Origin of the sequence: Simiduia sp. 21SJ11W-1, assembly GCF_024138675.1 — a bacterium.
Lineage (GTDB): Bacteria > Pseudomonadota > Gammaproteobacteria > Pseudomonadales > Cellvibrionaceae > Simiduia.
Window position 1 is genome coordinate 3,847,032 of the sequence record NZ_CP090959.1, and the last position, 25,886, is coordinate 3,872,917.

Sequence of the window (25,886 nt, forward strand, 5' to 3'; positions counted from 1 at the left end):
CTTAAAACGTTAACCGCCAATTACAACAGGAACTGCTGCAAGTGTAAAAAGCCAGACTGGCCATTTGGCACCGTATGACCCACTTAGGGTAGTATGGACGGCGGATACAAAGGGAGAATCTATGCTCGACGAGGTTTTTACGTCTTGCCCCTACTGCGGCGAAACCATCAGCCTGCTGGTGGATGTGTCTGCCGGCGATGCCCAATATATTGAAGATTGCGAGGTGTGCTGCCGGCCCATTAACGTGCGGGTGTGGGTGCACGAAGGCCAGCCCCAGGTAGATGTGAGCCATGAAAACGAAATCTGAGCGCACAGCCCCATTGCACCACCGGCGTTAACGTGGCACTTTTGCCCCATCTAATGCTTGTGCCTTACCGCCCTGCGGATTTATTTGCCGGAATACACCTTTGAGCACCCGTGCCAGCACCCCTGTAAAAATCGCCACCGCCGCACTGATTTTGGCGCTTGTGGGCGTTGTGTTTTTGCTGCTTGGTAGCGAAGATCACTACGAACTTGAAATTCCGCTGGCCGAGATTCCGGTGGATAAACCGCTTTACCGCGAGTGGCACGGCCAGCAGTTGGTAATCATCCGCCCACGCTCTGAATTGTTGGCCGGCCAGTACGATGGCCGCATCATCAAAGCCAAACCCGTGGTAGACCCGCCCGAACGCACCAGCCGCGAGGCCTACCCCATCAAGGTGTATTCCTTCGATCGCAATCACGGCTACCTGATGTTTGGCTTTCACAAGTGGTACACCGCCATCATTCCCTGTGCCGCTTTTCACTATATAGACCAACCCTTCAAACACAGAAACGATGTAGTGGAGGGCGGCTTTAAGTGTTCGCAAAGCCTGGATGAATTCTGGCAAGACAAGCTGGTATTCAACCTGTTTGGCCGCTCGCAAAGCCCGGAGCTGCCAGACCTCTACATGCCCTACTACCGCATAGTGGAAGACACCCTGATTGTTGGCCTGAAGTAGCCCCGCTGCTAGAGTGGTTAACTGGGGTTTCTATCGGTACTGCCGATAGGCGCCCATTGCCACGCCCACCTGGGTCGGCGCTATGATTGGCGCAAAACGCCGTTAGGTGGGCAATGCTTGAACATAAGTTCAACCATTTACCCATGTACGCGACACAAAACACCCTGTAGCCTTTATCGGTTCAGGGTTTTAACGCCATTCCCTTTGGAACGCTTTCGAGAACAATGTCATGACACAGCTGTTCAGCCAACCGGCCGAGCTGCGCCGCGCCATTCGCGCCGGCGACTTTGCTGCCAATACCTCGGGCCAGGCACCCGGTTTCGTGCAGTGCAATCTGGCCATTCTGCCAAAAGATTGGGCGGCCGAGTTTTTACAGTTCTGCCAGAAAAACCCCAAGCCCTGCCCGCTGATCGCCATGAGCGACGAGCCAGGCAACCCGCTCATGAGCGCCGCCGGTGTGGATGTAGATATTCGCACCGACCTGCCGCGCTACCGCCTTTGGCGCAATGGCGAGCTGGCAGGCGAAGTGGGCGATGTGCGCGAGCACTGGCAAGACGACTTGGTAACCTTCCTTATTGGCTGTTCGTTTTCCTTTGAAGAGGCCCTGCTGGCCGACGGGCTGGACATTCGCAACATCAGCGAGGGTGTTAATGTGCCCATGTTCAATACCAACCTGGCCTGCGCCCCTGCCGGGCGCTTTAGCGGCAACCTGGTGGTGAGCATGCGCCCGTTTGTGCCGGCCGATGCCATCCGCATGATTCAGATTTGCTCGCGCTTTCCCTCGGTTCACGGTGCGCCCATTCATTTTGGCGACCCGGCAGCCATTGGCATTGCCGACCTGCACGCACCAGACTACGGCGACGCCGTAACCATCAAGGCCGGCGAAGTACCCGTATTCACCGCCTGTGGCGTCACCCCGCAGGCAGCCATCATGCAGGCCAAACCGCCCTTCTGTATTACCCACAGCCCGGGCTGCATGCTGGTTACCGATATCCCCAACGCCAAGCTGGCCATTCTGTAAACCAAACCGCCAACAAGTGAGACTGCAATGCCTTTGTTATTGAACTGCGACTTGGGTGAAAGCTTCGGCTCCTGGACCATGGGCATGGATGAACAAGCCATGCCCCACATAGACCAGGCCAACATCGCCTGTGGCTTTCACGCCGGCGACCCGCTCATTATGCGCCGCACCCTTGCCCTGGCCGCCACCCACGGCGTGAGCGTGGGCGCACACCCCAGCTACCCCGATCTTGTAGGCTTTGGCCGCCGCTCCATGAACTGCAGCAGCGATGAAATTCAGGCCCTGATGCTCTACCAAATGGCCGCCCTCGACGGCATGGCCCAGGCCCAGGGGCTACACATTGGCTATGTAAAACCCCACGGCGCCCTCTACAACGACATGATGGCAAAGCCCGACGTGCGCGCCGCCATCATGGCCGCGGTGGCCAGCTACCACCGGCCGGTGAAATTAATGCTGCAGGCCACACCCGAGGCCAGCCAGCACAGCGCAGAGGCCAAGGCATTGGGCATTGAACTGTTGTTTGAAGCCTTTGCCGACCGCTGCTACGACGACGACGGCAAACTGCTCGCGCGCAGCAAACCGGGCGCTGTGCACAACCACGAAAAAATGATGGCCCAAGTTAAGCAACTGGCCGAACAGGGCACCATCACCACCGTGAGCGGCAACACCCTCAACCTTGCGGTAGATACCCTGTGTGTACACGGCGACAACGCAGCAGGTGTGGCCGCCATCGCCGAGATTCGGGCGCTGCTGAGCGGGGCCGCTGCATGAGTGATGATAAGCGCCCGCTACTGGCCATAGAAACCGCCGGTGCCAACGCCATGATTGCCTATTTTGGCGCTCCCGATGCCGGCATAGACGACCAAGCCGCCAGCGCCGTGGCCGCCTGCGCCAGCGCCCTGCGCGCCGCCGCCCCCTGCTGGCTGGTAGACATGGTGCCCTCTTACGGCTCGCTACTGGTCACTTACAACCCTCTCGAAGCAGACCCACTCACCGTGCGCGCCACACTCAAGCGCTGCGCCCAGGGTGAAGCCACCGCCGGGCGCGTAAGCCAGCTTGTGCGCTTGCCCGTGTACTATGCCCCGGAGGCCGGCCCCGATTTGGAAGCACTCGCCGAGCGCGCAAAGCTAAGCGTTGCAGAGGTAGTAAGTATTCACACAGAAACCCTTTACCGGGTGTATGCCATTGGCTTCGCACCGGGCTTTGCCTACCTGGGTGAAGTAGACGAGCGCATAGCCGCGCCCCGGCTGGCCACACCCAGAACCAAAGTGCCCAAGGGTGCGGTGGCCATTGCCGACCGGCAGACAGCCGTGTACCCGGCGCCATCACCGGGTGGCTGGAACCTGATCGGCCGCTGCCCCACGCCCATGTTCGACCCGAAAGCCGAACCCACCATGCCCGTACAAAGCGGCGATCAGGTGCAGTTTTACGCTATTTCGCGCGAAGAGTATTTAGCGCTGGGAGGCAGCCTGTGAGCAGCGATAACACGTCAACGAACACCCAAGCGCACACCCAGCCACACGCCACCCTGGTCAAACCGGGCGTATTGGCGCTATTGATGGATGCCGGCCGCTTTGGCCAGCATGGCCTGGGGCTAACCACCGGCGGGCCACTGGATGCCGAGGCCTTTTTCTGGGCCAACGCACTGGTGGGCAACGCACCCGAGGCCACCGCCATTGAAGTGAGCGTAGGCGGCCTGGAACTGCGCGCCGATACGCCGCTTACCCTGGCAGTCACCGGCGCCCAAATGCCGCTTAGCATAGACGGCAAGCCCCAGCCCCTCTGGCAAAGCCACCGGGTGCCCGCGGGCAGCCTGGTGAAACTGGCCTTTGCCGAATCCGGCGCGCGCGCCTATTTGGCCGTGGCCGGCGGCTTTGCCGTGGCGCCGGAGTTTGGCTCAACGGCGACCGTTGTGCGCGAAAGCATTGGCGGGCTGGATGGCAAAGCACTGGGCGCAGGCACCACACTGCCCTTGAATCCGCCCGCCGACGCACCGGCGCTTGCCCGCCTGCCCGAGCCGTTGCGCCCCGAATACGCCACCACGCCTACCTTGCGGGTGCTGGAAGGCTACCAGGTGGCGCATTTCAGTACGGCCCAGCGGGCGCTGTTTTACAGCAACGAATACAGCCTGAGCCAACAGTGCGATCGCATGGGCTTCAGGCTCAGCGGCCCGGCGCTCAAATGCGCGCTGGGGGGCATTGTGTCTGAGGGCATTTGCCTGGGCGCCATTCAAGTGCCCGCCGATGGCCAGCCTATTATTTTGCTCAACGATCGCCAAACCATTGGTGGCTACCCGAAAATCGGCAGCGTATTCACAGGCGACCTGCACCTGCTTGCCCAGCTGATGCCCGGCGCCAAGGTGCGCTTTGCCCCCATGGATGCCGCCTGCGCCCACGCCGAGTTGCTGCTGGCCGAGCGCCGCCGCCAACAGGCCCTGAAACAATTGGAAACCCCATCATGACAGCCCCAGGCTCTGAACTAACGGCCCTTTCCCACCAGCTTGAAGACATGCTGGTGCGCCGCAACCCGCGCGGCATGAAACAGCTGCAAAGCGCCCTGCGCCCTGGCTACCTGGCGCGCGCGGCCCAGCTGATTAACAAGGCCCAAGGCACTGTGCTTATTGCCACGGGCTTCCCGGTGGTGGGCACCTTTGAAACCGATGGCCCGGTAGGCGCCATAGCACTTTATGAAACCTTAGAGCGCATTGGCTTAAACCCTGTATTGGTGTGCGGCCCGCCGCTTTCAACAGAGCTTGCCAAACGCTACCGGCTACACGAAATCCGCGTGGGCAAGCCAGATTGCCTGGATGAACACGCAGCCGGCGTGCGCGCCGCACTGGCGCAATTAACGCCTTCTTTAATTATTGCCATCGAGCGCCCGGGCCTTGCCAAGAACGGCCACTATCACAACATGCGCGGCGAAGACATTAGCGCCGGCACTGCCCGCTTTGATACCTTCATAGAACTGGCCGACTGTCCCTCCATCGGTATTGGCGATGGCGGCAACGAGATCGGCATGGGCAACGTCTACGAGCATTTGGCCAAGCTCGACATAGTGCCCGCCGCCACCTGCGTTGATGAGCTGGTGATTGCCGATGTGTCCAACTGGGCGGCGCACGGTTTGATTGCCCTGCTTGGCTATATGCGCGGTGAAGATTTACTCGCCAACATCGACATGGTGGCTATGCTTGAGTACCTGTCGGCGGGCAATAGCGTAGACGGCGTAACCCGGCGCAACGAACTCACCGAAGATGGCCTGGAGCCTGAAATTGGCTTGCAGTTAATTGAAGACCTGCGCAAGGCCACGGGGTTTATACCGACATAGTTTTGCCTTATGGCCGGCCGTGCGGAAACCGGCCGTCGCTAAGGTAAACCGGGCGTTTTTTACAGAAGTTCAACACCAGACAATTGAAGTCAAAAATTTGTAGCAATCTAAAAATTTAACAGAGAGTCACTATGTCTATCGCATATTTAAACGGCGAGTTTCTTCCCCTGGATCAGGCCCGCATTTCACCTTTGGATCGCGGCTTTTTATTTGGCGATGGCATTTACGAGGTTATCCCTTCCTATGGCGGTAAGCTTGTGGGCTTTGGCCCGCACATAGATCGCATGCAAGAGGGCCTGGGGCTGATTGAAATCGGCCTGAATTGGAGCCACGAGCAATGGCGCACCTTGTGTGAGCAGCTGTGTGAGAAAAACGGCAACGGCAACCTGGGCGTTTACCTGCACGTTTCCCGCGGCGCAGACACCAAACGCTTTCACGCCTACCCGGAAGGCGTAACCCCCACGGTGTTTGCCTTTACCTTTGAAATTCCCGCAGCGCCCGTGGCCGATAAAAGTAAAGCCCGCGCCTACAAGGTTTCCACCACGGAAGATTTGCGCTGGCGCCGCTGCAATATCAAATCTACCGCTCTGCTTGGCAATGTAATGCACTTCCAGCAAGGCCATGCCGCCGGCAACAACGAAACCATTTTATACAACGCCAGGAAAGAAGTTACCGAGGCCAGTGCGTGTAATGTGTTCATAGTTAAAGGCGGTGAAGTTATTACCCCACCGTTGGACAACCAATTGCTGCCCGGCATTACCCGATTGATTCTGATTGATGTGCTAAAAAAGTATACAAAAATCCCCGTAGTAGAGCGTACCATCACCCTTGATGAACTCTACAATGCCGATGAAGTGTGGATTACCAGCTCATCAAAAGAAATTGCACCAGTCACCTTGGTAGATGGAAAAACCATTGGCACAGGCGACATAGGTGATACATGGCTAGCTGCAGAAACTGCCTTTGCCGAGCACCGCTACGATTACTAGCCTATTAGCCAGACAATAAAAAGGGCGCCCTTGGCGCCCTTTTTTGTGCTTAAAATATTTTAAATTACCGGAACGCTATTTAGCAGCCCTGCGACGTGCAAAGCCCATCAAGCCTAAGGCCAACGCCAGTAGTGCGGCACCCGCAGGCTCGGGCACTGAGCGCACAATGGTGTTCGTATATTGTGTACCGTTGCCATTGATATCTACAAATTGCGGCCCAGAGGAGAATACCGAGGCGGTAAATGCATTAGCACCGGCACTCCAACCTAATAAGTTAATATCCGCCAGTGACAATGTGAACTTGGCAAAGCCCGATACAGAGGCAAAATCTTCGATAAATTGAAAGCCATCCGCCTCAGTCGCCAAGAAGTTAGACCAACTTGCATCAGAGGTTGCTGTAAAAGAGGTGTAATTGAAAGACGTGCCGTTTAATACCAAACCACTGCTAGTGGCAGATGCCAAGCTGCCGTGATAGCTCGACCCAAAAAAGTCGATGGTGCCATCTGCATTTTCGTTCCATGCAAACTCTTGCAAATGCGCCATTGCAGAAACAGAGCAAAAACTTACAAACACTGTGGTTGCTGCAAGCAATATCTTTCGTAAAACACGTAGTTTTATCATTGTTCTAATTCCTTTTTGGTTACAAAATTTACGTGCTTAACCAAAAGCACTCTCCTGCTTATGCAATTATGCAGCCAAGAATAAAACACATATATATCAATAACTTAGAATTCTAAGCCGAACATCATGTAAAACAATTCGACACCGCTCAGGGAAAATGAAGAAAAACACTACCGGTGCCCATGCGTGAGTTGATAAAGGTAGATAGACCGAACGGCAAAGTAGCAGGGGTATGCCAGAATGCACAAATGCGCCCTAGGATCAAAAACGCGGAAAACAGAAATTCGCAACAATCAATAAGGCGCCCAATGCGCCTTATTGATTGTTGCGGGCATCCGTGAATTAACTATTTGATAAAGCGCGTGACTTTATAAATGGCTTCGCCATTTGGCGCAGACTGCTTGGCGGGATAGTGTGATTAACAATTCGGCATGTAGTTGCTAGCGCATTAAAACACCCAGGCAATCAACAACCACAACACCACAAAAAATGAAAAGAACCCGGCCAACATAAACTGCAATTCACCCAAGAGGCCGTCGCCTGCGGTAATGGCGAAAAAGGCCAGTGTGACTACCGTAATAAAAAACGAAATAACCGCCGCCTGCTTCATGCCCACACCCGGCTCTAATTCTGTTTGGATGAATTCTGCAGCCATGGGCACCATTAACAGCAGCGCAGCAGCCACCGCCACTAGCAGTACAATGATGACAATCAATAATTTGCGCGATTCTTTTTTATCTTGAGCGTCTGTGGTCATGAGGGCACCCTGAAAAAATAGGCCTAGGTCAACTCGCGAAAACGGTTGGGCTCTGGAATACCCTCTACTTCAAACTCGGGGTTATCGCCTGCGGTGTAAACCGTAATTTTACCTACGCCGGTAATGCGGTTAATGAAACTTTGGTACACCCGCACCGAGCGGATGCTGGCAATGCCAAGCTCAATACGCTCTTTGCTTAACAGGCCGCGCTCGAGTACCACTTCGTCGGCAATGATTTCAAGCTTGGTAGATTTACACTTCAGGTACCACACCATCAAAATCAGAAAGCCAATAGCCACTGCGCACAACAAAACGTACAGTATGAACGTGAAGGGCCTGGCCTTGAACATGGCAGGGTGGGCAGAGAATTTGGTTCCCGGAGCCGGAGCGTCTGTCATTTGTGCGTCCTTAAAATCTGCAGTTAATCGGGTAAAAGCACTGGCGTCACGTTACTGCCACAGCCTGAAAAAGGCAAATGGCGGTTTGTGGCCCAGAGTCTACCGGCTTTGGGTGAGCTTAACCTCGCGCTGGGGGAAGGGAATTTCTATGGCCGCAGCTTTCAGGCCATCGAATATCGCCTTATTTACCGCAAACTTCGTTTGGAACAGTTTCTCGGTGGCCACCTTGTAGCGGTAGCCCACGTTCACGCTGCTATCGCCAAAGTTTTCAATGCCCACCACCGGCGCGCCTTCGGCCACACCATCGGTGGCGCGAATGGCCTGCTCGATGGTACTGAGTGCGAGAGACATGTCGCAGCCATAGGCAACGCCCACTTGCGCCTCTACCAGGGTGTGCGCGTGGGAGTTGTGAAGAATTTCACCAATGATGTGCTTATTGGGAATGGTAATAGTCACCTTGTCTTCATTAATTAGCCGGGTTTGCCCAAGCCTTACGTCGGTAACCTGGCCGCTAACGCCGCACACGGAAATGGTATCGCCCACAACAAAGGGCCTGCCGATAATAATATTCACGCCGGCACCGTAATTACTCACCAAGCCTTGCGCCGCCAGCGACAAGCCAAAGGTGAGCGCACCCACCGCTGCCACAAAGGGGGTGACGCTGATACCCAGCTGGCCCAGTGCCATAATCGCCACCATTAGCAGCAGTACCATCTTGGCGGTACTGCCAATAAAGCGGCTTAGGGTGACATCTATATCGCGCGCCTCACATAAACGCTGCACCAGCGCTGCCACCTTGCCCGCAACAATCCAACCGGCAATAAAGATAATTAACGCGCCCAACAGCTGAAAGCTATAGGCCACTAGGAACTCAGCAATTAACTGATAAATTTCACTCACTTGCTGCAGATCTGTATTCACGGCATCACTCCCTGGTGGATTTTCGAGTACTGAGAGTATAGGCCGAAACCCTCAACACCAATCATTAATGACCACAGAGTCGCACCAAGCGTGTAAAATGGCTCGCGAATTTTCGGAGGATTTATGACCAAGCCAACAAGTGCACCCGCCTGGGCGGCCCTCGCCCACCATAAAACGCAAGCTGAACAGCTGAAGATGATTGATTTGTTCCAGCAGCAACCCAATCGTGCAGCGCAGTTTAGCGCCTGCGCGGCGGGAATTACCTTGGATTATTCGAAAAATCTGGTTACAGAAGAAACCATTGGCAAGCTGATGACTCTCGCCCAAGAGCGGGGATTGAATGAAAAAATCCACGCCATGTTTTCAGGCCAGCCCATCAATACCACCGAAAAACGCCAGGTACTGCACACCGCGCTGCGCGCGCGCAACAATCACCTGCCCGATCAACTGCGCGAAGTAAACGCCGTGCTGGATAAAATGGAAAAATTTGTGGCCGCCGTGCACAAGGGCGACTGGCGCGGGCACACCGGCAAGCAAATTACCGATGTGGTGAACATCGGGATTGGTGGCTCAGACCTTGGGCCGGTTATGGTCACCCACGCGCTCTCGCCCTACCATGTAGATACGCTTAAGGTGCATTTTGTTTCCAACGTAGATGCCTCTGACCTTACCGAAACGCTGAAAAATCTAGACCCGGAAACCACACTGTTCATTGTGGCTTCAAAAACCTTCACCACTACAGAAACACTCACCAATGCCCGCTCTGCCCGTGCCTGGTTATTAAATACCTTGAAACAAGAGGCCGCAGTGGCGCGCCACTTTGTGGCCGTGAGTGTAAACATTGAAAAGGTGCAGGCCTTCGGTATAGATGCCGAAAACATCTTCCCCATGTGGGATTGGGTGGGCGGGCGCTACTCGCTGTGGTCTGCCATTGGGCTACCCATTGCATTGGCTTGCGGTATGGGTAATTTCCGTGCGCTGCTGGGCGGCGCCGCCGATATGGACGAACATTTCACCAGCGCGCCGCTTGCGGAAAACTTGCCGGTAATTCTGGCCATGCTGGGTGTGTGGTACACCAATTTCTGGCAGGCAGAAACCCACGCCATCTTGCCCTACGATCACTACCTGAACGCCTTCACAAAATATATTCAACAATTGGATATGGAAAGTAACGGCAAGCAAGCCTATCTGGATGGCGGCTATCTTGCGCACGCCAGCGGCCCCATTATCTGGGGCGAGCCAGGCACCAACGGCCAGCACTCTTTTCACCAGTTGTTACACCAGGGCACACGGCTGGTGCCAGTGGATTTTATTGTGTCACTTAAAAGCCACAACCCGCTGGGTGACCACCACTCGCAATTATTTGCCAACTGCATCAGCCAAAGCCGCGCATTGATGCTTGGCAAAAATGAAGCCCAGGCCCAAAGCGAATTTGAGGCCATGGGTTACAGCAGTGATGAAGCAAAGGCCTTGGCACACCACAAAGTAATGCCCGGCAACCGCCCCAGCAATACGCTGCTAATGGAGCAACTCACGCCGCAAACCCTCGGTGCGTTAATTGCGCTGTATGAACACAAGGTGTTTGTGCAATCGGTTATCTGGGGCATAAACGCCTTCGACCAATGGGGTGTAGAGCTTGGCAAGCAATTGTGCAACGACATACACCCGGCACTGGTGGGCGACAAGGTGATTGAGGTAGACGGATCTACAGCGGCGCTAATGACGCGGTTTAAGCAAGCACAAGGTTGATTGGTAGTCTTCTATCAAGAAATGATTGGCGGTGAGAAGGCGCTAATTTCTCGCCGCCAATGGTTCACTGAATATCCTTTGCAGACCACCTGAGCATTCGCAGAAGAATCACTAGTTAATACCCGCCAAGCGGCTTTCTGCTAGCAGTGAAAAGTTTTCAAGGCTGAAATTTTTCGCCAAAATGTCTTGCCCTTTACGCACAATAAATGTGACATCTGTTGCATCAACTGACACAGTGGAATCCAGAATAGAATCTATGCCGCTATCTACCTCAAGGTAACGCTTGCCATCAGGGCTTAACAGCACAAGGGTGATGGCATCTGATGCAGAAAGCTCGCCGTCGCCATTACTGTCTTCATTTATTAGCGATAGATAAACGGCAATTACGGGCTCACGGCTGTTGTATGAGTCATCTGCTTTCAGTTCACAAAAGCAGTTAATCAGATTGGCATGGGTTTCAAATAACCAGCGCGAACTGAGGTCAACATTATTAATGAGTAGAATGTTGCGTATGCTACCGCTGCCATAACCGGATTTAAATCCACGCCCGCCTTGGGCTGTACGCAACTCCAGGTAAGACGAGCTATGGCCCGCTAAAGGTTTCACATTGCCAAGCTGGTATTCCACTTGCTCGCTTGCAGCTTCGGATTCTGCAACCGTCACAGTATTACCACTTCGCGAGCCGCCAGCTACAAACGACACTACCAGCGTAAATATCACAACACCTAAAGCTGCCAACAGTATCAGGACTGAATTAATGCGATTAACGGTGATGAAAAATTTGTTCTGTTCCACTTTGCCTCCTTGGCACTTATTGAGCGTTCGATAAAATTTTGATCACATTACACCTACTGAACCAACATATGCCCCACCACTCCCAAGGTGAAGCCGAGCACGGCGCCCATGGGTGGCGCGCGGTGATTTTCGAGCTTGGCCTTAGGCGCTATGTCGCCAAACACGGAATATAAAATGCCGCCTGCTGCAAACAACATGATGCAGGCCAACAGTGTTTGGAAATCAGACAGCCAGAAATACCCCACCAATGCAGCCAACGGCCCCAATAGCGCCATGGCCGTAAACGCCAGAATGATTTTTGTGGCCGTGGTGTTTGTGGATGCACGCAATTCGCGGTAGGCATTAAAACCTTCAGGCGTATTTTGCAGCGCCATAAGCAGTACCAATAGCCATGCCGCACCGCCGCCGCCAAGTGCAAGCATGGCACCCAAGGCGATAGATTCGGGAATAAAATCCGAAAGCATCGCCACCAGCTGGCTGGCGGAGGTTTTGCGGGCGGCCATCCAGCGATCCAGCGCCATAAAGGCCGCGCCACCCACAAGCAAGCACAGGCTTGCAAGGCCAGGAGGCACCTTTTCAATGCCATCTGGCACCAGTATCAGCGCCACCGCGCTTAACAATGCACCGCCGCCAAAGGCGATAACGGTGTGGCGAAATTCCTGCTCAAGCCAGTTTGGGCGAATATTTTCAAACCGTGCAATGAGCGCACCCACAGGCATGGCCAAACCGGCAATCAAGCCCATGACAATCAGGTTAAGGTAAGTTGGCATTGCGCCCTCACTGGTTGTTAACTCGCGATTGAAAAACGGTAAGCCAAACCCTAACAGAATGTGTTGTACAATCGCACCAGCACATTTCCTTTAGCCGTACTTTTAATTGTACGAGTAGTAGTTTATGCCCGAAAAAAATCCACCCCTGCCACTTGAGGGCATTGCGGCCAGCACCGGCACAATCGAGCCGGATTCAATCGGGTATACGGCCTACCACCGTTTGCGCGCACAGGTGTTACAAAGCTCAACCCGCAGCTACCAGGCCCGCGGCATTCTGGCGGTGCGCTGCACGCGCTGCCAACTGAAAACGAACTACTGCGTGTGCGCGCATTTGCGCCCTATAGCAAGTCCTGTGGAGTTTGTGTTGATCATGCACCGCGATGAGCTGTTTAAACCCACTAACACGGGCAGGCTGATTGCCGATTGCTTTCCTGGCCAAACCCACGCCTTTTGTTGGGACAGGCTGCACCCGCACCCTGCCCTGCTTGCGCTGCTGGCAGACCCCGCGCGTGAATGCTTGGTGATTTTCCCGGGCGATGAAGGCGGCCCGCGGCCGGTACTCACCCAACCGCAAAGCACAAGCAGGTTGCTCACCCTGCTTGTGCTGGATGGCACCTGGAAGCAGGGCCGGCGCATGTACAACCTGAGCCCCTGGTTGCAACAGGTGCCGGCACTGAAATTGAACCCGGCCGCGCGGGGTGAATATGCAACCCGGGTGGCCGCGCACGATGAATACTTATCTACAGCGGAGTCGGCGGCTTTGGCCTTATCGCTTGCCGGTGAAATACCATTGGGCCAGCATTTGTTTGATTACTTTGCGGTGTTTAACAAACACTACGCCGCCATGCGGCGCAACCTTGTGCCGCCTGCAATGTAATTGGTGTTATGCCCGCCAATCAGGAGTATTGGTGGCAACGCAATTCAACGGTGTTGCCATCCGGGTCTTGCAGGTACAGCGAGCGGCCAAAGCCCTGGGCGCCGTAGCGTTCTTCAAAGCCCTCAACAGGCTGACCTTGCGCCTTTAGAAACGCCAGAATATCTGCTTCTGTTTCCGGCTCTATTTGCAGGCACAGGTGATCCAGGTTATTGCCTTGTGGCCCGGGTGCCGGGCCGCCTTGTTTACCTAATTCGCCATCAACGGTAATGAGGTCTATGAGGCCGGTACCGGCACGCAGCTGGTACAAACCAAGTTCTGTGTTTTCACGCTCAAGCCGGCACCCCAGTACATCCATGTAAAACTGCAACATGGCTTCCAGGTTGGCCGTGCGCAATACCAGGTGATCTATGGCCACCACCTGCAGTTGATTAATTCCCATGGGTTCCTCCTTGATTTGCAAATTCTAAAAAATAAAAATCGCTCAGCGCATCGCAAGACTTTTATGCATGCTCAATGAGGCATTAAATCCACACATCGTTTTCTGCCTGCAAGGCACCACCGGCGGCACCGGTGTTTACCACACCGCGCGGCTCTATCAACATTACCTGGCACTCTTCAATAGCCACAGGCTTGTGCTCTACACCCTTGGGCACCACATAGAGTTCACCGGCCGATAGCGCTACCCGACCTGCGCGCAGCTCGATCACCAGCTGCCCGGAAAGCACCAAAAATACTTCGTCGGTATCGGCATGGCTGTGCCAGACGAACTCGCCTTTGAGTTTGACGAGTTTGAACTGGTAGTCGTTCATTTCTGCAATCACTTTGGGGGCCCAGTGATCGCCAAATAGCGCGAGCTTTTGCGCGAGATTTACCACTTCAGTGGGGGCTGCCACTACCACTCGCCCGTGTTGGCCATAGATGCCCAGGGTTCACGGGGCGCGAGTGGCTCGCCTTTTTGCAACAACTCAATGGAGATGCCATCGGGCGAGCGCACAAACGCCATGTAGCCATCGCGCGGTGGTCGGTTGATGGTCACTCCGGCACTTTGTAATTTTTCACACAGTGCGTATATATCATCTACCCGGTAGGCCAAGTGGCCGAAATTGCGCCCGCCAGTGTATTGCTCTTTGTCCCAATTGTAGGTGAGCTCTACCATGGGTGCCTGCTGTTCGCGGGCGCGCGCTTCATCCCCGGGTGCTGCCAGAAACACCAGCGTAAAGCGCCCTTTGTCATTATCTTTGCGGCTGATTTCAATCAGGCCTAATTTATTGCAATAAAAATCAATGGATGCATCAAGATCTTCAACGCGAACCATGGTGTGCAGGTATTGCATGACGGCTCCTTAATTTTGTAGCAAGCCCGGGCCTGCTAGCGAAATAAATAGGGAAATAACTTTTTGCACTCTGCCTGTGTAAGCCCGCGCACTCTGGCAATGTTGTGCTCGGGAATGGCCTCGGGGTTTGGGTAGCTTTCCAACACCTGGGTCAGGCTTGCCTCGCGCAGTAAGTGCAATATTGGGTAAGGCGCGCGATTGGTGAGATTTTCTGCGTCATCGGGTGCTGTGCCTGCAAACTGGTAGTGCGGGTGAAAGGTGGCCAGCTGGTACACGCCTTCATACTCGTGCCGCTCTATCAGCCAATCTGCCAAATTTAAAAAATGATTGAAATCCTCAAAGCTTTGCAGATGGCCAGGCACAATTAACAGTGTGGTTTCCAGTGCGTCTGCCGGCTGCTCATCAAGCAATTGGCATTCGTGCAACAGCTCGGCCATGAGCGTTTCATCATCGGTGGCGCTTGCTACCGCATAGCGTATGGCGCCTTTGCGGGCGGGCTTGCGCGCAAAGGGGCAGAGGTTCAAACCAATCACAACATCGTGCAGCCACTGCTCGGTGGCGGAAATAATTGCGCTCGCGGCGCTTTCGCTGCCCGCCATTACCACATTAAATCATCGGGAATCTGGTAGTCGGCGTAGGGGTCGTCTTCGTTGTCTGGCTCTGACTGTTTGGGCGCCACTACTACCATGTTCGGGTCGCGCTCCTGGATTTTATCAGCAATGACTTTAGGCACCACTTCAAAACGATCTTCCAGGCCCACAATAACCAATCGCCCGGCAATCAGGTGCGCTTGTACCGCTGCAGATACATAGATCTTTTTGATTTTTTTCTCAAAGGTAAAATTATAGGCAATATCGCCATCGCCCTTACTTTGTTTGTTGGTATCTACCATTTGTTTAATTTGGGCGGCAATGGCTTTTTGTTGGGCCACGGCGTCGCGCTCGGCGTTTAAGGCGCGATCGCGGGCGGCCTTTTCGGCACGGGCCTGCTCTACCGCAAGTTTGGTTTCATCCACTTGGGGTTGGGCAGATTTTTTCGCCACCTTTTGTTGTTTGCGTTTGTCTTTGGTGGCTTGCTTGGCGGTTTTTTTGTCAACCAGGCCGGCTTTCAGCAGCTGATCTTGTAGTGAACTCATGAGATGTAATCTTCCAAATTATAAACAACCGGCCACTGGCAGGCGCTAAAGGGCAAGCCCCATTAGGGTTAAGCTTGATAACAGGCCCACGCCCCACACCAGTGAACGGACTTTGTCCCAGTCGTACCAATAAAGTACCAGGTAGCCTATGCGCGCCACCACGAAGGTGACAGACAGCGCGTTAGTCCACAGGCCATCGGCGCCGGCCCAGAGGGCGGCCAACACACCGGCGGCAAACACCGGAAAGGCTTCAATGGTGTTTTGGTGTGCCGCCAGTGCACGGGCGCCAAATCCTTCAAGGCGGGCTTGCTGCGCACGCGGGTTGCGGTTGTCGTAGCGGCCGTCCAATCGGGCCATGGCCACCGCCACCGGCGCTTTTGAAATCACAATCATCAGGGCTGCAAGTAACAGGCAAAAAATTGGGATAGACATAATGGCTTCCAGTGGTGGCGTAAAGCGCAAGGATAGCAAGCCTGCGTCTGGGGGCAAAGCACGGCATCTTGAGCAACACACTGTGTAATAGGCTAGGCCCTGTGATACGGCTCGTCTGCCAGCTGATTCAGATAGTTTGCCAGGCTCATGGTGGCATTGGTGGTGAAATGACGTGCCTCAGTGCTGGCGCTCGCAATGCGATCCAGGCGGAAGTTGCGATAGGCCCCTCGCAGTTCGCACCAGGCCAGCAGCGTCCAGCCATGGCGCCACCCCACCAGCGCCAACGGGCAGACGCTGCGTTCACTCGCCCGGCCCTTGATGTCCTTATAGTTAATTTTTACCCAACGCTGCTGCTCGCAGGCTTTGCGCAACAGCAGATGGGTTGCGCTGTCTTCGGTTTCCTGGCCTTCAATGGGCACGCAATAGGGTAGCTGTTCGGCGCGATGTAAAAGTGATTGCGGCAAGATGGCGCGGATTTTTTCATCCACCTTTTGCGCAGCCCTGGCCAATTCCGGATCGGTAAAAGCGCGCACCATTTCTGCGCCCAGCAACAGCGCCATCATTTCATCGGCATCGAACATGAGCGGTGGCAGCTGGTAATCCTTGCGCAGGTAGTAGCCCACACCTGCTTCACCGAGAATGGGTACGCCCGAACATTGCAGTGCCTGGATATCCCGGTACAAGGTGCGCACCGAGATCTCCAGCATATCGGCCAGGCACTGTGCCGTGATTGCGCGACGACGGCCGCGCAACAAGGTCACAATCTGAAACAGCCGCTCGGCTTTACGCACGCTTAGCTTCCACAGTCGCCCATGGCCATGTGCTGCACCTCACTGTGACTCAGTGATACTGTCTGGCCATCTATCATTGCCATAAAGTCACCGTTACAATGGGTTGCCATAAATGCCTCTGATGCACGCTTGGCGTTGGCCAGGCAATCCCAATAGACAATATCACGCCACTGAAGCTGGTCGCCTCCTTGCTCTGTATCCAGTGACAAGCTGCGGTATCGGAAACCGGGCTGGGTTTGCACCCAGGTGTTGATAGGCTCATCGGCCGCCAGGAAATCAGCGGCGCTAACGCCGGGGTTGGTTTTAAAAATGACAAGTTCAACTGCATCACTCATGGTAGATTCCTTTGGGTAGTTAATTGGCCAGGTGCACGCTGGTGATGCTTAATCTACGCCTGCACTACTGACAGCATTGTGTCAGTAGTGTTTACCCAACTTCGACCAAATACCCAAAAGCGCGACGCCCCGGGTGAATCAACCGGGGGCTACTTTCGGTTGGCCTAGGCAGTATCTTCGTGTGCCAAGTGCCACTGCTTGCGCAACAAAAATATTCCCCAGGCAATGGCAACAGCCATAATCAGTACACCCAGGCCAAAACTGGCCCTGGCGATACCCTGGGTGTACTCGAGCAATCCCCATTGGGTAAGCAGGTTGCCCCAATCGTGACTCTCTTCACCGGCGCCGCCTACCAACGGCAAGATGCGGTATTGGGCATCGGCAATGTAGGGGGCCAAATCAACAAAGCTCTGGCCGCACCACCACAGCCCCACACTGGCGGCGTGGTTATCCTGCTGTTTGAAACTGAACACGCACAACACAATGAGCGGCAACAACACCTGAAACAGGCTGCCGCCCAGAATCATCATCGTGCGCCCAAAGGGCATGAATAACACGTGGCCAAATTCGTGAAACGGCAGATTGATATTGTGCATAAAGGAGCCACCGATCACTTGCCAATCGATCCCGTTTAGCGCAAACCACGCACCCCAAACGGCCAGCACTCCTGTAAGTAATGCGCGGCCCCAAATGCTATCGGCGCGCGAAGGTACAGCAACCCACATAAAGTGCGCTTGCAGCCGGTGCAAAAACGGCTGAGGTAAATCAGACTCCGATTCACGCCCGACATCGCGATGGCCAGGCGCTTGGTCGGCCGCCCCTTGGGCATCCATGCGGGCGCGCCATTTGTTAATGGCGATGCCACAGGCCGGGCAAATACTCGGGTGCACCTGCGCATCTTTCGCCTGGCGCCGGTAGCCGCACTTGGGGCAGAGGCTCATCGCTTGACCACCTTGAAAACCACAAATTTTTTATTGGCCGCCACTTGCGTGAGGTTGCCAAACAATCTTTTCAGGTGCTGGTGGTAGCCAAGGTGGCGGTTGCCCACCACCCATAAAGCGCCGCCCGGCTTCAGTGCGCGTCTGGCATCGTGAAACATCTGATTGGCCACAAAACCACCCACCACATTGTGCTGGTGAAACGGCGGGTTGCAGAAGATGGCGTCGTAAATTTCAGGCTCGGCACTTGCCATGCAGTCGTCGGCGATAAACCGGCATTGATCTACGCGGGTGGGGAAGGCCTCGCCCATGGTGGTGCGCGCCGATGCCAGCGCCATAAAAGATTCATCGTAAAAATCTATTTTCGCCATGGGCATCAGGCCTGCCAGCGCCACCCCCACCAGGCCATTGCCACAGCCTAAATCGGCTAGCCGCAATGCCTCTGTGGAACCGGGCAACTGGGCCAGAAAAAACCGGGTGCCGATATCCAGCGCATCGCGCGAAAACACGTTGGCATGGTTGGTAACCGTGACATTGTAATCTTCAAGCGTGAGCCTTTTGGGGTAAGGGTTGGTGGCAGGCGTTGTGGCCTCGGGCCCGGGTGTACAGAAAATCAGCCGCGCCTTTTTTTCAGCCAGAGAGGTGCGGGTGGGGCCTAGGTATTTTTGGATAAGTGCAAAGGCACCGGCGCTCATGTGCTTAACCATACCCGCGGCAATAACGCGGGTTTTGGCCGAGCACAAGGGCCGGTAGCGCAGCAATTGATCTTCAAGCAGCGATAAACTTTTGGGCAACTTGATGGCCAGCACATCCAGCGGCTCGGTTGGTTGGCCAAGGCTTGTGTGCCATTGAATGTGGCTTTGGGGCTTTTCATTGGCGGCCAGATTTATTTTTGCAGCCTGGGTGCTTAGGTGTGAATCGCTGCAAAAATCGATTTGCCAATCTGCGGGCAGGCTACACACCAGTGCACCAAAGCCATCGTTGGCCAGCAATATGCGCGCGCCCTTGGGCTGCTCAAAACTTGCCAGGTTCGCAAGCAGCAGTTCATCGGCGGCATCCCATGCGCGCAGGTTTTGTTCGGTGCGCGATTGGGTGCGCGAGGCGCGGGTGAGCTGCAGCGCACCAAAGGGGCTGGAAAAGCAGTTATCATCAACCATCTGAAACCTTGTTGGTACTGAGCCTTTAGTACTCCTTTATTCGCGGACAGTATAAATGAATTACCTGCCTCACATTACCGTCGAAACCGGCGCCACACCTACCGCCAGCGTAATTTGGCTGCATGGCCTGGGCGCCAGCGGGCACGATTTTGAACCCGTGGTGCCCCACCTTGGCTTAGGCGATTTAGCGGTGCGGTTTATCTTCCCGCACGCGCCGGAAATTCCGGTCACCATCAACGGCGGCTATGTGATGCCCGCCTGGTACGACATTCTGGCCATGGATTTCGAACGCAAAATTGATGAGGCGCAGATTCAGGCCTCAAGCGATGCCATTGGTGCACTCATTGAACGCGAGCGCGAGCGGGGCGTGCCCGCCGAGCGCATTGTGTTGGCGGGGTTTTCCCAGGGCGGCGCGGTGGCCTACCACACAGGCCTCAGTTACCCGCACCCCTTGGCCGGTATTCTGGCGTTATCTACCTATTTCGCCACCTGGAAATCCATCACCCCAAGCCCCGCCAATGCCCAGGTTCCGGTGTATGTGTTCCACGGCGATCGCGATGAGGTAGTGCCAGAGGCCATGGGCGTTGAGGCGCGCCGGCGCTTGAAAGACATGGGCCTGAACCCGCACTACCAGAGCTACCCCATGGCCCACGAGGTGTGCATGGAGGAAATTCACCACATAGGCCAGGTGCTGCGCAAACTGTTGGCCTAAACCGGTACGAGCGGGTCGCCCAGGCGAATGATGCCGCTCGCAATTACCCGCGCGGTAATGCCGCCATGGCCGCGTACCGCGTTGTAGCCACCGGGGCCGAACACTTCTTCCATGCGCGAACAGGGGTGTGCCAGGCCCGTGCCTTCCAGCAGCGCCCCGCCCAACTGAAAGCGGCGATCTTTCAAGGCCAGCAAATTGATGCCCGCAATGCACAGGTTGCGGCGCAGCGCAGCCGGCGCAAGCGCGTCAAGGCCCAACAGTGCGGCAATCACCGGCAGGTGTTCACTTTGTATTAGCGTCACCTGCCGCTTGCCACCCTTTGCGCGGTAGCGATCACCGGTGAGCCCGCGCCCGGCCACGGCCTCAAGGGCCTCTACCGATTGCATGGGCGCGCGCCGCTCGGGCCTTACGCCAAGCCAGGTTACCCGCCCGGGCTGGCAGTGGCGGGCCATTAATTGCGCCAGATCATCCAAGGCGCGCACCTGGCTGGGGCGTGGTTTCGGTGGTTACCCGTTCGAAGGGCAGCGGCCAGAGGCCCGCGGTTTTGTAGGCGTCTATCACGCGCACGTGAATATCCGAGGCGAAGCGGCGCTCCAACCGCACATCCAGCACATAGGCTTTTACCGTGACCGTCAGCAGCACTTCACCCATGGGGCACTCGGTACCCAGCAATACGGTAACGGGCTTTTTCAGGTAGCAATAAGGCGAGCAGAGTGTGGCCTCGCGGGCCAGCTGCATGGCGCGCTGGTGATCTGCGTGGGCGGGTAAATGCACGGTGATGGCCACAAGTTCATCCAGCGCGCCGCTGTTGGCATTGCTCACGGCAGTTTTCAAAGCCTCGGCGTTGGGCACCATGACGGTGTTGTCGTCGAAGGTGCGCAGCCAGGTAACGCTCCACTCAAGTTTGATTACCTCGCCATAGTGGCCGGCGAGGTTCACCATGTCGCCCACCCGATAGGGCGGGTTAATCATGATAATCAGGCCAGAAACCATGTTCTTGATGGGCTCTTGGGTGGCCAAACCCAAGGCCAAGCCCGCCGAGCCCAACATGGCAAACAGCACGCTCGGGTGCGGTTGGATTATGCCCACCACCGAGTAGAGCACCACGGCACTCCACACCACCACCCGGGTGAGCGGGTAGATACGGTTAATCAGCAAGCGGTGCCGTGGAAACTGCAACGCCAAACGCTGTAGCAAATGCAGCATTACCGTGAGCAACAACCACGCCATGCCCGCCAGCATGGCGATGGCCAGCAGTTTGCCCGGCGAAAACAGCGTAAGCACACTTTCGAAGGCCTCTGTGGGCGTTTCCATCAATTTGGTGGCGGCGTTATCTGGCGCCTCGGTTGACTCTTTCATAAGCGGCTCGCGAGTGTGTGGCCCGTTAATACAGGCGGTTGGCGTTCACCAGATGATTTACTGTGGCCTGCGCCATCAAGGGCGCCAGCCGGTAGGCGGTGTCTTGCCGTTCCAGCAGGCCTTGGTGGCGCAATTGCTCAAGGCGCACCAGGCTTTGATCTGTACCCAGCCGAAACAGGGTTTCGTGCTCTACCTTTTCAAGCCCGCCGTGGGCGTAGATTTCAGCCAGGCTAAACAGCTCTTCTTCCGCGCACTGCTTAAGGCTTGTGATATCAAGCCTGGGGATGTCATCGAGCAGCAAGAGGTTTTGGTGGGTATCGACGGTGAGCGCCTGCAGCAGCAGAAAATAGCCCAGCTGCGGGTGGCCTTCGGCGTGATCGTGCAAAAGCGTGAAGTGCGGGCTTAAGGGGTCGCGGCTGCCCTCTGGCAATTTGGCCCTCAGCGCCCACTGGTAACCCAGCCCGTAGATGCGCGCCTCTACCGCCTGGGTGAGCTCTGCCTGGGTGAAGTAGTCGATATCTACCGCGCGGGTAAACAGCCGCTGGCAATTGTATAAAAAGCACAGCCGCCGCCATGCCTGACGCGCACAGGCCAGCACCCAGCAATGCCGGTTTTGGGTGGCCAGTAACACAGCCCCCAATGTTTGCAGTGCCGCGCCGTTGCCCATTTTGCGCGCCAGCAATCGGTGGCCGTCGTCCAGCAAAATCACCCTGGGTTCAAGCCCGTTGATTTCGCTAATGGCAGCCGAGGTATTGGCAGGTGGCGCCTCCAGTTCAAACACTGCTTGCAACAGGCGCATCACATCGGCCGTGGAGCAAGGCCTGTGGGGCAGGCTTAAATAGGTAACAGGTTCGGGCTGTTCGCGCAGCTGATTCAGCGTGGAGGTAAGCCCGGCACCGGGCGGCCCCACCAGCACCGATAAACTGCCCTGGCCCTTGCGCCAATCTTCCAGGCCCTGGGTGAGGCTCTCCAGCGCGGCTTCGCGGCCCACAAAGCGCGGGTCTGCGGCAGCCAAGGGGGCCTCGGCAAAGGCATCAATAACGGCCCGGGGCAGGCGTTCGGCCTGGGCCTTGCGCAAGGCCGGCAGCCGGGCGGGCGCCAAAAAAGCACCGTTGTCTACAATGGTGGCCGGGCTTTGCCAGCGCTCGTTAAATGCATACCAGCGCGCGCGCAGGGCTTTCAACATAAAACATCCTGTGTGTTGATCACTGGGGCCCATGGCGGGCAATTCATGGCGCCCATCATACGAGTTAATGGCAATGGGCGCACCGGGGCTGGCGGCATGCGGGCGCGCGCATTACAGTGGCGCTCCGCGTAACGTTTTTGCTAAGGCTTACAGTATGGACCCGGTAACCCAGGGCGTGTTGGGCGCCACCCTGCCCCAGAGCACGGCCAAAACCCGCACCCTCTTGGGTGCGACTGTGATTGGCGGCCTGGCCGGCATGGCGCCGGATCTGGACGTGCTCATTCGCTCCAGTACCGACCCGCTGCTATTTTTGGAGTTTCACCGCCAGTTCACCCACTCGCTGCTGTTTATTCCCATAGGCGGGGCTGTGTGCGGGCTGCTGTTGCACTGGCTGTTGGGCCGGCGGCTGCAGTTGAGCCGCCTGCAGTCGGTCGCATTTGCCACCCTGGGTTACGCCACCCACGCGCTGCTGGATGCCTGCACCACTTACGGCACGCAACTGCTGTGGCCGCTGTCTGACCAGCGCTTTGCCTGGAATACGGTGTCTATTATCGACCCGCTGTTTACCCTGCCGCTACTGCTGCTCATTATTGCGGGCGTCATTGCGCGCAAGCCCCGCTACGCCCGCATCGGCATGGTGTGGGCCCTGTGCTATTTAAGCTTGGGCGCCCTGCAACGCGAGCGCGCCGAAGCCCAGGGCCAGTTGCTGGCCGAAAGCCGCGGCCACATGCCCATCCGGCTGGAGGCCAAGCCCACCTTTGCCAACCTGTGGCTGTGGAAACTGGTGTATGAAACCGACACCCATTTCTTTGTGGATGCCGTGCGGGTCACCACCCAGGCCACCCTGTATGAAGGCGACCGGGTGCCCAAGCTCGATATCAAACGCGATTTCCCCTGGCTTTTGGAAGACAGCCAGCAAGCGCGCGACATCGCCCGGTTTTACTGGTTTTCCAACGGCTATGTGGCGGTAGATGACGCCCAGCGGCTGGTGGATGTGCGCTACTCCATGGTGCCCAATGAGATCAAACCCCTGTGGGGCATAGCCCTGAATCCTGCCGCCGGTCCCACTGCCCACGTGCGCTATTTTGTGGAGCGCGAGACGGGCCCGCGCGCGCGCGCCACCTTTTGGGCCATGCTCACCGGCAAGCACCCACCGGCTACACAGCAAAACACCCAGCCCTAAACACCCAGCCCTAAACACCCAACCCTAGGTAGACCAGGCGCCCATCAAGGGCACAATCATCAGGTATAAAATGGCCGCCACCGCCAGCAGTGCGGCCAGGCTCTTCACCGGCTGGCGCAAAAAACGCTGGCCGGGGCTTTCCAGCCCTTGCTTGGCCAGTGCCTCATGGGCCTGTGCGCGGTGGGCGGCCTGGAATTCTTCCAAGAGCTGCTGAGCGCGGGGTTTGTCGGCCTCGTGGGTAAGCCAGATGGCCGCCAGCGATAGCCCCCAATTGCCCGCATGGGTTTCGTAATAGGGGATGTCTGCATCATCCAGCAATTGGCGCACAGCGTCTGCCTCCTGCTCTGGTACATCGTGTAGCTTGAAATACAAACAGCCCATAAAAATTCCGTTAGAGATAACACATAGCAATGAGTTCGGGGGTTTTGCGCTGGTAGGCCTGCCAGCGCCCCACCAGGTGATCCGGCATGTCGATTTTCTGCACCTGCACAAAGCCCGCGGTATTGTACAGGGGCGCAAGCTGGGGCTCACAAAATAAGTAGAGGTAGCGGCGGCTGAAATCGATGCTGGCCTCGGCCAACAGGCGCTTGGCAATGCCGCGGGTGCGAAACTCCGGATCTACCAACACACCGGTCAGCAGGTGATCGCCCGTGGGCAAGGGCCGCAGCCTCAGTGCCGCCACCGTTTGGCCCTGGTGCTGGGCTGTCCATACCACATCGTCGGCGCGCGCCTTCAGGCGTTTGTCTACGCGCTTGTAGAACTGGTTGGCAATGGGCACATCCAGGCCCTGGCGGCGGGAAAATTGCAATTCATTTAGGTTCATAACGCGCCTTTACATCCTCCGGCATAAAACTTTGCATCCGTTCAACCCAGCGCGCCTGTAGTTCATTGAGCGCGCTGAAATCTGTGCCCTCCACACAGTTTAGCCCATAGGCAATGGCCTCCAGGGTAGAAAGCCCTCCGGCGCGGCGGGTTTTGCGCAGCCGGTAATCGCCTGCCGGTGCGGCGTTGAAGTGACACCGCGGCAAGCCCTGCAACCAGGGGTTCAGCGCCAGCATTTTGTAGGCTTTGCGCCAGGTGGCATCAATGAATACCAGCACCTCGGGCACTGGATTAGCGTATTGCTCCAGGGGCTGGCTGTGATCATCCGGGTAGAGCAGGCAGGCGCGGGTGGGCGCCAACCACTTGGCGAGCGCCATAAAATCTTCAGGGGTTTCACCCACCGCAAGGCGCAGTTCGGGCAGGCACAAGCGCGCCAGGCGCAGGGTGTTTTTGGGGTGCTGTGACTCGCTTGGGTGCTGCAATACCACCAGCTGCGTGCGCGGGCTGAGCTGGGGCGCGCTGTCACACAGGCAATGGGTGCGCGGCAATCGGCAGTGGGGGCAAAGGGCTCGCATAGGGCTGGTTCAATTCAGGGGCAACCAGTGTAGCGAGCCTTGGCAATTATTTTAACCGGCCAACGCGCACCAGTTGCGGGGCCTGCACCAGGCACTGGGCCACACTTTGGCCTAACTCCGGTGCCGGCGGGGTGAGCGGCAGTGCCGCGCGGGTGTACACAGCCTCGGCCAGGCTTACGCCACAGGCCTCGGGTTCGAACCACTGGCGCCAGCTGAGCTTGTTGCCCATGCGCGCCAGCAATTCGGTGCTCGCCAACTCCCGTTGGTGGGCACTCATTTTGTTTACGGGGTTGGGCTTGTAGAGTTCAACCTGCCCTGTGTAGGCCTCAAGGCGCGCCGACAGGGGCCGTGCGATGACGCCGCAGGCGGTGTCTTCAAACACCATTACCCGCGCTCCCCAACGCCCCACCAAACCCAGGTGGTCGGCGTCGCCTTCTTTCAGGCGGCGCCACTTGGCTTGCAGGCCTTGGGCGCGGAATAAAATGATATCGCCATCGAGCAATTGCGGCCGCAGCGCCATATAGTTCAAGCAGCCGGTTACCGGATCTTTGGCGTAGGGGTTAATCTTTTTTACCTGCGCGGCGCGGCGCGGTTGGATGCTGCGCGAACGGATTTGGGTAGGCGCCTCGCCCGCCCTCACCGCTGCGCGTGTTACTGCAGCTTGCTGTTCCATTTCCTGAATTCACACTGGCCAATGATGCGCGGATGCTAGCACGGCCATCAGGC

The 25,886-nt window shown here is 56.5% G+C and carries 35 protein-coding genes; 12 read left to right on the forward strand and 23 right to left on the reverse strand.

Annotation, left to right across the window (positions count from 1 at the left end; all coding sequences use genetic code 11):
* Positions 1–121: 121 nt before the first annotated feature.
* The 8 genes from L1F30_RS16950 (at position 122) to L1F30_RS16985 (ending at position 6,314) form a co-directional block, all read left to right on the forward strand.
* On the forward strand, positions 122–307 hold the full coding sequence (locus tag L1F30_RS16950) for a CPXCG motif-containing cysteine-rich protein (RefSeq protein WP_253358015.1): 186 nt from the start codon (positions 122–124) through the stop codon (positions 305–307).
* 100 nt (positions 308–407) lie between these two features.
* Entirely contained in the window at positions 408–980 is a 573-nt protein-coding gene (locus tag L1F30_RS16955) for a hypothetical protein (protein ID WP_253358016.1), read from the forward strand.
* 229 nt (positions 981–1,209) lie between these two features.
* A complete protein-coding gene (locus tag L1F30_RS16960) occupies positions 1,210–2,001 on the forward strand; it encodes a putative hydro-lyase (protein ID WP_253358017.1) in 792 nt (263 codons plus the stop codon).
* A gap of 27 nt (positions 2,002–2,028) precedes the next feature.
* Complete coding sequence (locus tag L1F30_RS16965) at positions 2,029–2,772, forward strand: 5-oxoprolinase subunit PxpA (protein ID WP_253358018.1); 744 nt, start codon at positions 2,029–2,031, stop codon at positions 2,770–2,772.
* Positions 2,769–3,476, forward strand: a complete 708-nt coding sequence (pxpB, locus tag L1F30_RS16970) for a 5-oxoprolinase subunit PxpB (protein WP_253358019.1) — start codon at positions 2,769–2,771, stop codon at positions 3,474–3,476. Before L1F30_RS16965 ends, pxpB begins: the two co-directional genes overlap by 4 nt.
* The gene (locus tag L1F30_RS16975; RefSeq protein ID WP_253358020.1) at positions 3,473–4,462 is read left to right on the forward strand and encodes a biotin-dependent carboxyltransferase family protein; all 990 of its coding nucleotides are present in this window, start codon (positions 3,473–3,475) and stop codon (positions 4,460–4,462) included. The genes pxpB and L1F30_RS16975 overlap by 4 nt, the downstream gene beginning before the upstream one ends.
* Positions 4,459–5,325, forward strand: a complete 867-nt coding sequence (locus tag L1F30_RS16980; protein WP_253358021.1) for a DUF4392 domain-containing protein — start codon at positions 4,459–4,461, stop codon at positions 5,323–5,325. The genes L1F30_RS16975 and L1F30_RS16980 overlap by 4 nt, the downstream gene beginning before the upstream one ends.
* Before the next feature lie 131 nt (positions 5,326–5,456).
* Positions 5,457–6,314, forward strand: coding sequence for a D-amino acid aminotransferase (locus L1F30_RS16985; protein ID WP_253358022.1), 858 nt, complete (start codon positions 5,457–5,459; stop codon positions 6,312–6,314).
* 75 nt (positions 6,315–6,389) lie between these two features.
* Here L1F30_RS16985 and L1F30_RS16990 read toward each other — a convergent pair whose 3' ends face one another.
* The 4 genes from L1F30_RS16990 to L1F30_RS17005 all read right to left on the reverse strand — a co-directional run bounded on the left by L1F30_RS16990 (position 6,390) and on the right by L1F30_RS17005 (position 9,011).
* Positions 6,390–6,935, reverse strand: a complete 546-nt coding sequence (locus L1F30_RS16990) for a PEP-CTERM sorting domain-containing protein (RefSeq protein WP_253358023.1) — start codon at positions 6,933–6,935, stop codon at positions 6,390–6,392.
* 448 nt (positions 6,936–7,383) lie between these two features.
* The gene (locus L1F30_RS16995; RefSeq protein ID WP_253358024.1) at positions 7,384–7,692 is read right to left on the reverse strand and encodes a hypothetical protein; all 309 of its coding nucleotides are present in this window, start codon (positions 7,690–7,692) and stop codon (positions 7,384–7,386) included.
* Positions 7,693–7,715: 23 nt separating this feature from the next.
* Entirely contained in the window at positions 7,716–8,090 is a 375-nt protein-coding gene (locus tag L1F30_RS17000; RefSeq protein ID WP_253358025.1) for a PH domain-containing protein, read from the reverse strand.
* A 99-nt stretch (positions 8,091–8,189) separates the two neighbouring features.
* The gene (locus L1F30_RS17005) at positions 8,190–9,011 is read right to left on the reverse strand and encodes a mechanosensitive ion channel family protein (protein WP_253358026.1); all 822 of its coding nucleotides are present in this window, start codon (positions 9,009–9,011) and stop codon (positions 8,190–8,192) included.
* 123 nt (positions 9,012–9,134) lie between these two features.
* Between L1F30_RS17005 and pgi the strand changes: the two genes are divergently transcribed.
* Positions 9,135–10,760: a glucose-6-phosphate isomerase gene (gene pgi / locus L1F30_RS17010; protein ID WP_253358027.1), complete on the forward strand. Its 1,626-nt coding sequence runs from the start codon at positions 9,135–9,137 to the stop codon at positions 10,758–10,760.
* A 111-nt stretch (positions 10,761–10,871) separates the two neighbouring features.
* Here the strand turns inward: pgi and L1F30_RS17015 are convergent, their stop codons facing one another.
* Together L1F30_RS17015 and L1F30_RS17020 are read right to left on the reverse strand one after the other, a co-directional pair.
* Positions 10,872–11,555 (reverse strand): hypothetical protein, encoded by a 684-nt coding sequence (locus tag L1F30_RS17015; protein WP_253358028.1) that lies wholly within the window; start codon positions 11,553–11,555, stop codon positions 10,872–10,874.
* Positions 11,556–11,608: 53 nt separating this feature from the next.
* A complete protein-coding gene (locus L1F30_RS17020) occupies positions 11,609–12,325 on the reverse strand; it encodes a ZIP family metal transporter (protein ID WP_253358029.1) in 717 nt (238 codons plus the stop codon).
* Between the two features lie 124 nt (positions 12,326–12,449).
* Here L1F30_RS17020 and L1F30_RS17025 point away from each other — a divergent pair, with 124 nt between their 5' ends.
* Positions 12,450–13,202, forward strand: coding sequence for a tRNA-uridine aminocarboxypropyltransferase (locus tag L1F30_RS17025; protein WP_253358030.1), 753 nt, complete (start codon positions 12,450–12,452; stop codon positions 13,200–13,202).
* A gap of 19 nt (positions 13,203–13,221) precedes the next feature.
* On the opposite strand, the gene L1F30_RS17030 is transcribed toward L1F30_RS17025, so the two are convergent.
* The 10 genes from L1F30_RS17030 to L1F30_RS17075 all read right to left on the reverse strand — a co-directional run bounded on the left by L1F30_RS17030 (position 13,222) and on the right by L1F30_RS17075 (position 19,323).
* Positions 13,222–13,641, reverse strand: a complete 420-nt coding sequence (locus tag L1F30_RS17030; protein ID WP_253358031.1) for a VOC family protein — start codon at positions 13,639–13,641, stop codon at positions 13,222–13,224.
* Positions 13,642–13,723: 82 nt separating this feature from the next.
* A complete protein-coding gene (locus L1F30_RS17035) occupies positions 13,724–14,095 on the reverse strand; it encodes a cupin domain-containing protein (RefSeq protein ID WP_253358032.1) in 372 nt (123 codons plus the stop codon).
* Positions 14,095–14,535 carry a lactoylglutathione lyase gene (gloA, locus tag L1F30_RS17040; RefSeq protein WP_253358033.1) on the reverse strand — a complete coding sequence of 147 codons (441 nt, stop codon included), beginning with the start codon at positions 14,533–14,535 and terminating at the stop codon, positions 14,095–14,097. Before gloA ends, L1F30_RS17035 begins: the two co-directional genes overlap by 1 nt.
* Before the next feature lie 35 nt (positions 14,536–14,570).
* A complete protein-coding gene (locus L1F30_RS17045) occupies positions 14,571–15,134 on the reverse strand; it encodes a DUF1415 domain-containing protein (protein WP_253358034.1) in 564 nt (187 codons plus the stop codon).
* On the reverse strand, positions 15,134–15,670 hold the full coding sequence (locus L1F30_RS17050; protein WP_253358035.1) for a DUF2058 domain-containing protein: 537 nt from the start codon (positions 15,668–15,670) through the stop codon (positions 15,134–15,136). The genes L1F30_RS17045 and L1F30_RS17050 overlap by 1 nt, the downstream gene beginning before the upstream one ends.
* Before the next feature lie 45 nt (positions 15,671–15,715).
* Positions 15,716–16,102 (reverse strand): MAPEG family protein, encoded by a 387-nt coding sequence (locus L1F30_RS17055; RefSeq protein WP_253358036.1) that lies wholly within the window; start codon positions 16,100–16,102, stop codon positions 15,716–15,718.
* 92 nt (positions 16,103–16,194) lie between these two features.
* The gene (locus L1F30_RS17060) at positions 16,195–16,893 is read right to left on the reverse strand and encodes a YafY family protein (protein ID WP_253358037.1); all 699 of its coding nucleotides are present in this window, start codon (positions 16,891–16,893) and stop codon (positions 16,195–16,197) included.
* A gap of 2 nt (positions 16,894–16,895) precedes the next feature.
* Positions 16,896–17,228, reverse strand: a complete 333-nt coding sequence (locus tag L1F30_RS17065; protein ID WP_253358038.1) for a hypothetical protein — start codon at positions 17,226–17,228, stop codon at positions 16,896–16,898.
* A 164-nt stretch (positions 17,229–17,392) separates the two neighbouring features.
* On the reverse strand, positions 17,393–18,169 hold the full coding sequence (locus tag L1F30_RS17070) for a hypothetical protein (protein WP_253358039.1): 777 nt from the start codon (positions 18,167–18,169) through the stop codon (positions 17,393–17,395).
* Positions 18,166–19,323 (reverse strand): methyltransferase, encoded by a 1,158-nt coding sequence (locus tag L1F30_RS17075; protein ID WP_253358040.1) that lies wholly within the window; start codon positions 19,321–19,323, stop codon positions 18,166–18,168. The genes L1F30_RS17070 and L1F30_RS17075 overlap by 4 nt, the downstream gene beginning before the upstream one ends.
* Before the next feature lie 55 nt (positions 19,324–19,378).
* Here L1F30_RS17075 and L1F30_RS17080 point away from each other — a divergent pair, with 55 nt between their 5' ends.
* Complete coding sequence (locus L1F30_RS17080) at positions 19,379–20,035, forward strand: alpha/beta hydrolase (RefSeq protein WP_253358041.1); 657 nt, start codon at positions 19,379–19,381, stop codon at positions 20,033–20,035.
* On the opposite strand, the gene L1F30_RS17085 is transcribed toward L1F30_RS17080, so the two are convergent.
* The 3 genes from L1F30_RS17085 to L1F30_RS17095 are packed head-to-tail and all read right to left on the reverse strand — an operon-like array spanning position 20,032 to position 22,580.
* Positions 20,032–20,508: an MOSC domain-containing protein gene (locus L1F30_RS17085; RefSeq protein ID WP_253358042.1), complete on the reverse strand. Its 477-nt coding sequence runs from the start codon at positions 20,506–20,508 to the stop codon at positions 20,032–20,034. The two genes, L1F30_RS17080 and L1F30_RS17085, sit on opposite strands and share 4 nt — an antisense overlap.
* Positions 20,501–21,394 (reverse strand): mechanosensitive ion channel family protein, encoded by an 894-nt coding sequence (locus L1F30_RS17090; RefSeq protein ID WP_253358043.1) that lies wholly within the window; start codon positions 21,392–21,394, stop codon positions 20,501–20,503. The genes L1F30_RS17085 and L1F30_RS17090 overlap by 8 nt, the downstream gene beginning before the upstream one ends.
* A 25-nt stretch (positions 21,395–21,419) precedes the next feature.
* Entirely contained in the window at positions 21,420–22,580 is a 1,161-nt protein-coding gene (locus tag L1F30_RS17095; protein ID WP_253358044.1) for an AAA family ATPase, read from the reverse strand.
* A 154-nt stretch (positions 22,581–22,734) separates the two neighbouring features.
* Between L1F30_RS17095 and L1F30_RS17100 the strand changes: the two genes are divergently transcribed.
* Positions 22,735–23,763 (forward strand): metal-dependent hydrolase, encoded by a 1,029-nt coding sequence (locus L1F30_RS17100; RefSeq protein WP_253358045.1) that lies wholly within the window; start codon positions 22,735–22,737, stop codon positions 23,761–23,763.
* Positions 23,764–23,787: 24 nt separating this feature from the next.
* Here the strand turns inward: L1F30_RS17100 and L1F30_RS17105 are convergent, their stop codons facing one another.
* From L1F30_RS17105 to L1F30_RS17120, 4 genes are read right to left on the reverse strand one after another with little or no spacing between them, the layout of a single operon-like run.
* The gene (locus L1F30_RS17105; RefSeq protein WP_253358046.1) at positions 23,788–24,144 is read right to left on the reverse strand and encodes a DUF6164 family protein; all 357 of its coding nucleotides are present in this window, start codon (positions 24,142–24,144) and stop codon (positions 23,788–23,790) included.
* Positions 24,145–24,154: 10 nt separating this feature from the next.
* On the reverse strand, positions 24,155–24,586 hold the full coding sequence (locus L1F30_RS17110; RefSeq protein ID WP_253358047.1) for a GNAT family N-acetyltransferase: 432 nt from the start codon (positions 24,584–24,586) through the stop codon (positions 24,155–24,157).
* Positions 24,573–25,160, reverse strand: a complete 588-nt coding sequence (locus tag L1F30_RS17115; RefSeq protein ID WP_253358048.1) for a tRNA-uridine aminocarboxypropyltransferase — start codon at positions 25,158–25,160, stop codon at positions 24,573–24,575. Before L1F30_RS17115 ends, L1F30_RS17110 begins: the two co-directional genes overlap by 14 nt.
* 46 nt (positions 25,161–25,206) lie before the next feature.
* A complete protein-coding gene (locus tag L1F30_RS17120) occupies positions 25,207–25,833 on the reverse strand; it encodes a tRNA (adenine(58)-N(1))-methyltransferase non-catalytic subunit TRM6 (RefSeq protein ID WP_253358049.1) in 627 nt (208 codons plus the stop codon).
* Positions 25,834–25,886 lie beyond the last annotated feature (53 nt).

Bases quoted from the DNA above. Each gene is read 5' to 3' on its own strand.
- L1F30_RS16950 (WP_253358015.1), top strand. From the start codon at position 122: ATGCTCGACGAGGTTTTTACGTCTTGCCCCTACTGCGGCGAAACCATC.
- L1F30_RS16960 (WP_253358017.1), top strand. From the start codon at position 1,210: ATGACACAGCTGTTCAGCCAACCGGCCGAGCTGCGCCGCGCCATTCGC.
- L1F30_RS16965 (WP_253358018.1), top strand. From the start codon at position 2,029: ATGCCTTTGTTATTGAACTGCGACTTGGGTGAAAGCTTCGGCTCCTGG.
- pxpB (WP_253358019.1), top strand. From the start codon at position 2,769: ATGAGTGATGATAAGCGCCCGCTACTGGCCATAGAAACCGCCGGTGCC.
- L1F30_RS16980 (WP_253358021.1), top strand. From the start codon at position 4,459: ATGACAGCCCCAGGCTCTGAACTAACGGCCCTTTCCCACCAGCTTGAA.
- L1F30_RS16985 (WP_253358022.1), top strand. From the start codon at position 5,457: ATGTCTATCGCATATTTAAACGGCGAGTTTCTTCCCCTGGATCAGGCC.
- L1F30_RS16990 (WP_253358023.1), bottom strand. From the start codon at position 6,935: ATGATAAAACTACGTGTTTTACGAAAGATATTGCTTGCAGCAACCACA.
- L1F30_RS16995 (WP_253358024.1), bottom strand. From the start codon at position 7,692: ATGACCACAGACGCTCAAGATAAAAAAGAATCGCGCAAATTATTGATT.
- L1F30_RS17000 (WP_253358025.1), bottom strand. From the start codon at position 8,090: ATGACAGACGCTCCGGCTCCGGGAACCAAATTCTCTGCCCACCCTGCC.
- pgi (WP_253358027.1), top strand. From the start codon at position 9,135: ATGACCAAGCCAACAAGTGCACCCGCCTGGGCGGCCCTCGCCCACCAT.
- L1F30_RS17020 (WP_253358029.1), bottom strand. From the start codon at position 12,325: ATGCCAACTTACCTTAACCTGATTGTCATGGGCTTGATTGCCGGTTTG.
- L1F30_RS17025 (WP_253358030.1), top strand. From the start codon at position 12,450: ATGCCCGAAAAAAATCCACCCCTGCCACTTGAGGGCATTGCGGCCAGC.
- L1F30_RS17030 (WP_253358031.1), bottom strand. From the start codon at position 13,641: ATGGGAATTAATCAACTGCAGGTGGTGGCCATAGATCACCTGGTATTG.
- gloA (WP_253358033.1), bottom strand. From the start codon at position 14,535: ATGCAATACCTGCACACCATGGTTCGCGTTGAAGATCTTGATGCATCC.
- L1F30_RS17045 (WP_253358034.1), bottom strand. From the start codon at position 15,134: ATGGCGGGCAGCGAAAGCGCCGCGAGCGCAATTATTTCCGCCACCGAG.
- L1F30_RS17050 (WP_253358035.1), bottom strand. From the start codon at position 15,670: ATGAGTTCACTACAAGATCAGCTGCTGAAAGCCGGCCTGGTTGACAAA.
- L1F30_RS17055 (WP_253358036.1), bottom strand. From the start codon at position 16,102: ATGTCTATCCCAATTTTTTGCCTGTTACTTGCAGCCCTGATGATTGTG.
- L1F30_RS17065 (WP_253358038.1), bottom strand. From the start codon at position 17,228: ATGAGTGATGCAGTTGAACTTGTCATTTTTAAAACCAACCCCGGCGTT.
- L1F30_RS17070 (WP_253358039.1), bottom strand. From the start codon at position 18,169: ATGAGCCTCTGCCCCAAGTGCGGCTACCGGCGCCAGGCGAAAGATGCG.
- L1F30_RS17075 (WP_253358040.1), bottom strand. From the start codon at position 19,323: ATGGTTGATGATAACTGCTTTTCCAGCCCCTTTGGTGCGCTGCAGCTC.
- L1F30_RS17080 (WP_253358041.1), top strand. From the start codon at position 19,379: ATGAATTACCTGCCTCACATTACCGTCGAAACCGGCGCCACACCTACC.
- L1F30_RS17090 (WP_253358043.1), bottom strand. From the start codon at position 21,394: ATGAAAGAGTCAACCGAGGCGCCAGATAACGCCGCCACCAAATTGATG.
- L1F30_RS17095 (WP_253358044.1), bottom strand. From the start codon at position 22,580: ATGTTGAAAGCCCTGCGCGCGCGCTGGTATGCATTTAACGAGCGCTGG.
- L1F30_RS17100 (WP_253358045.1), top strand. From the start codon at position 22,735: ATGGACCCGGTAACCCAGGGCGTGTTGGGCGCCACCCTGCCCCAGAGC.
- L1F30_RS17105 (WP_253358046.1), bottom strand. From the start codon at position 24,144: ATGGGCTGTTTGTATTTCAAGCTACACGATGTACCAGAGCAGGAGGCA.
- L1F30_RS17110 (WP_253358047.1), bottom strand. From the start codon at position 24,586: ATGAACCTAAATGAATTGCAATTTTCCCGCCGCCAGGGCCTGGATGTG.
- L1F30_RS17115 (WP_253358048.1), bottom strand. From the start codon at position 25,160: ATGCGAGCCCTTTGCCCCCACTGCCGATTGCCGCGCACCCATTGCCTG.
- L1F30_RS17120 (WP_253358049.1), bottom strand. From the start codon at position 25,833: ATGGAACAGCAAGCTGCAGTAACACGCGCAGCGGTGAGGGCGGGCGAG.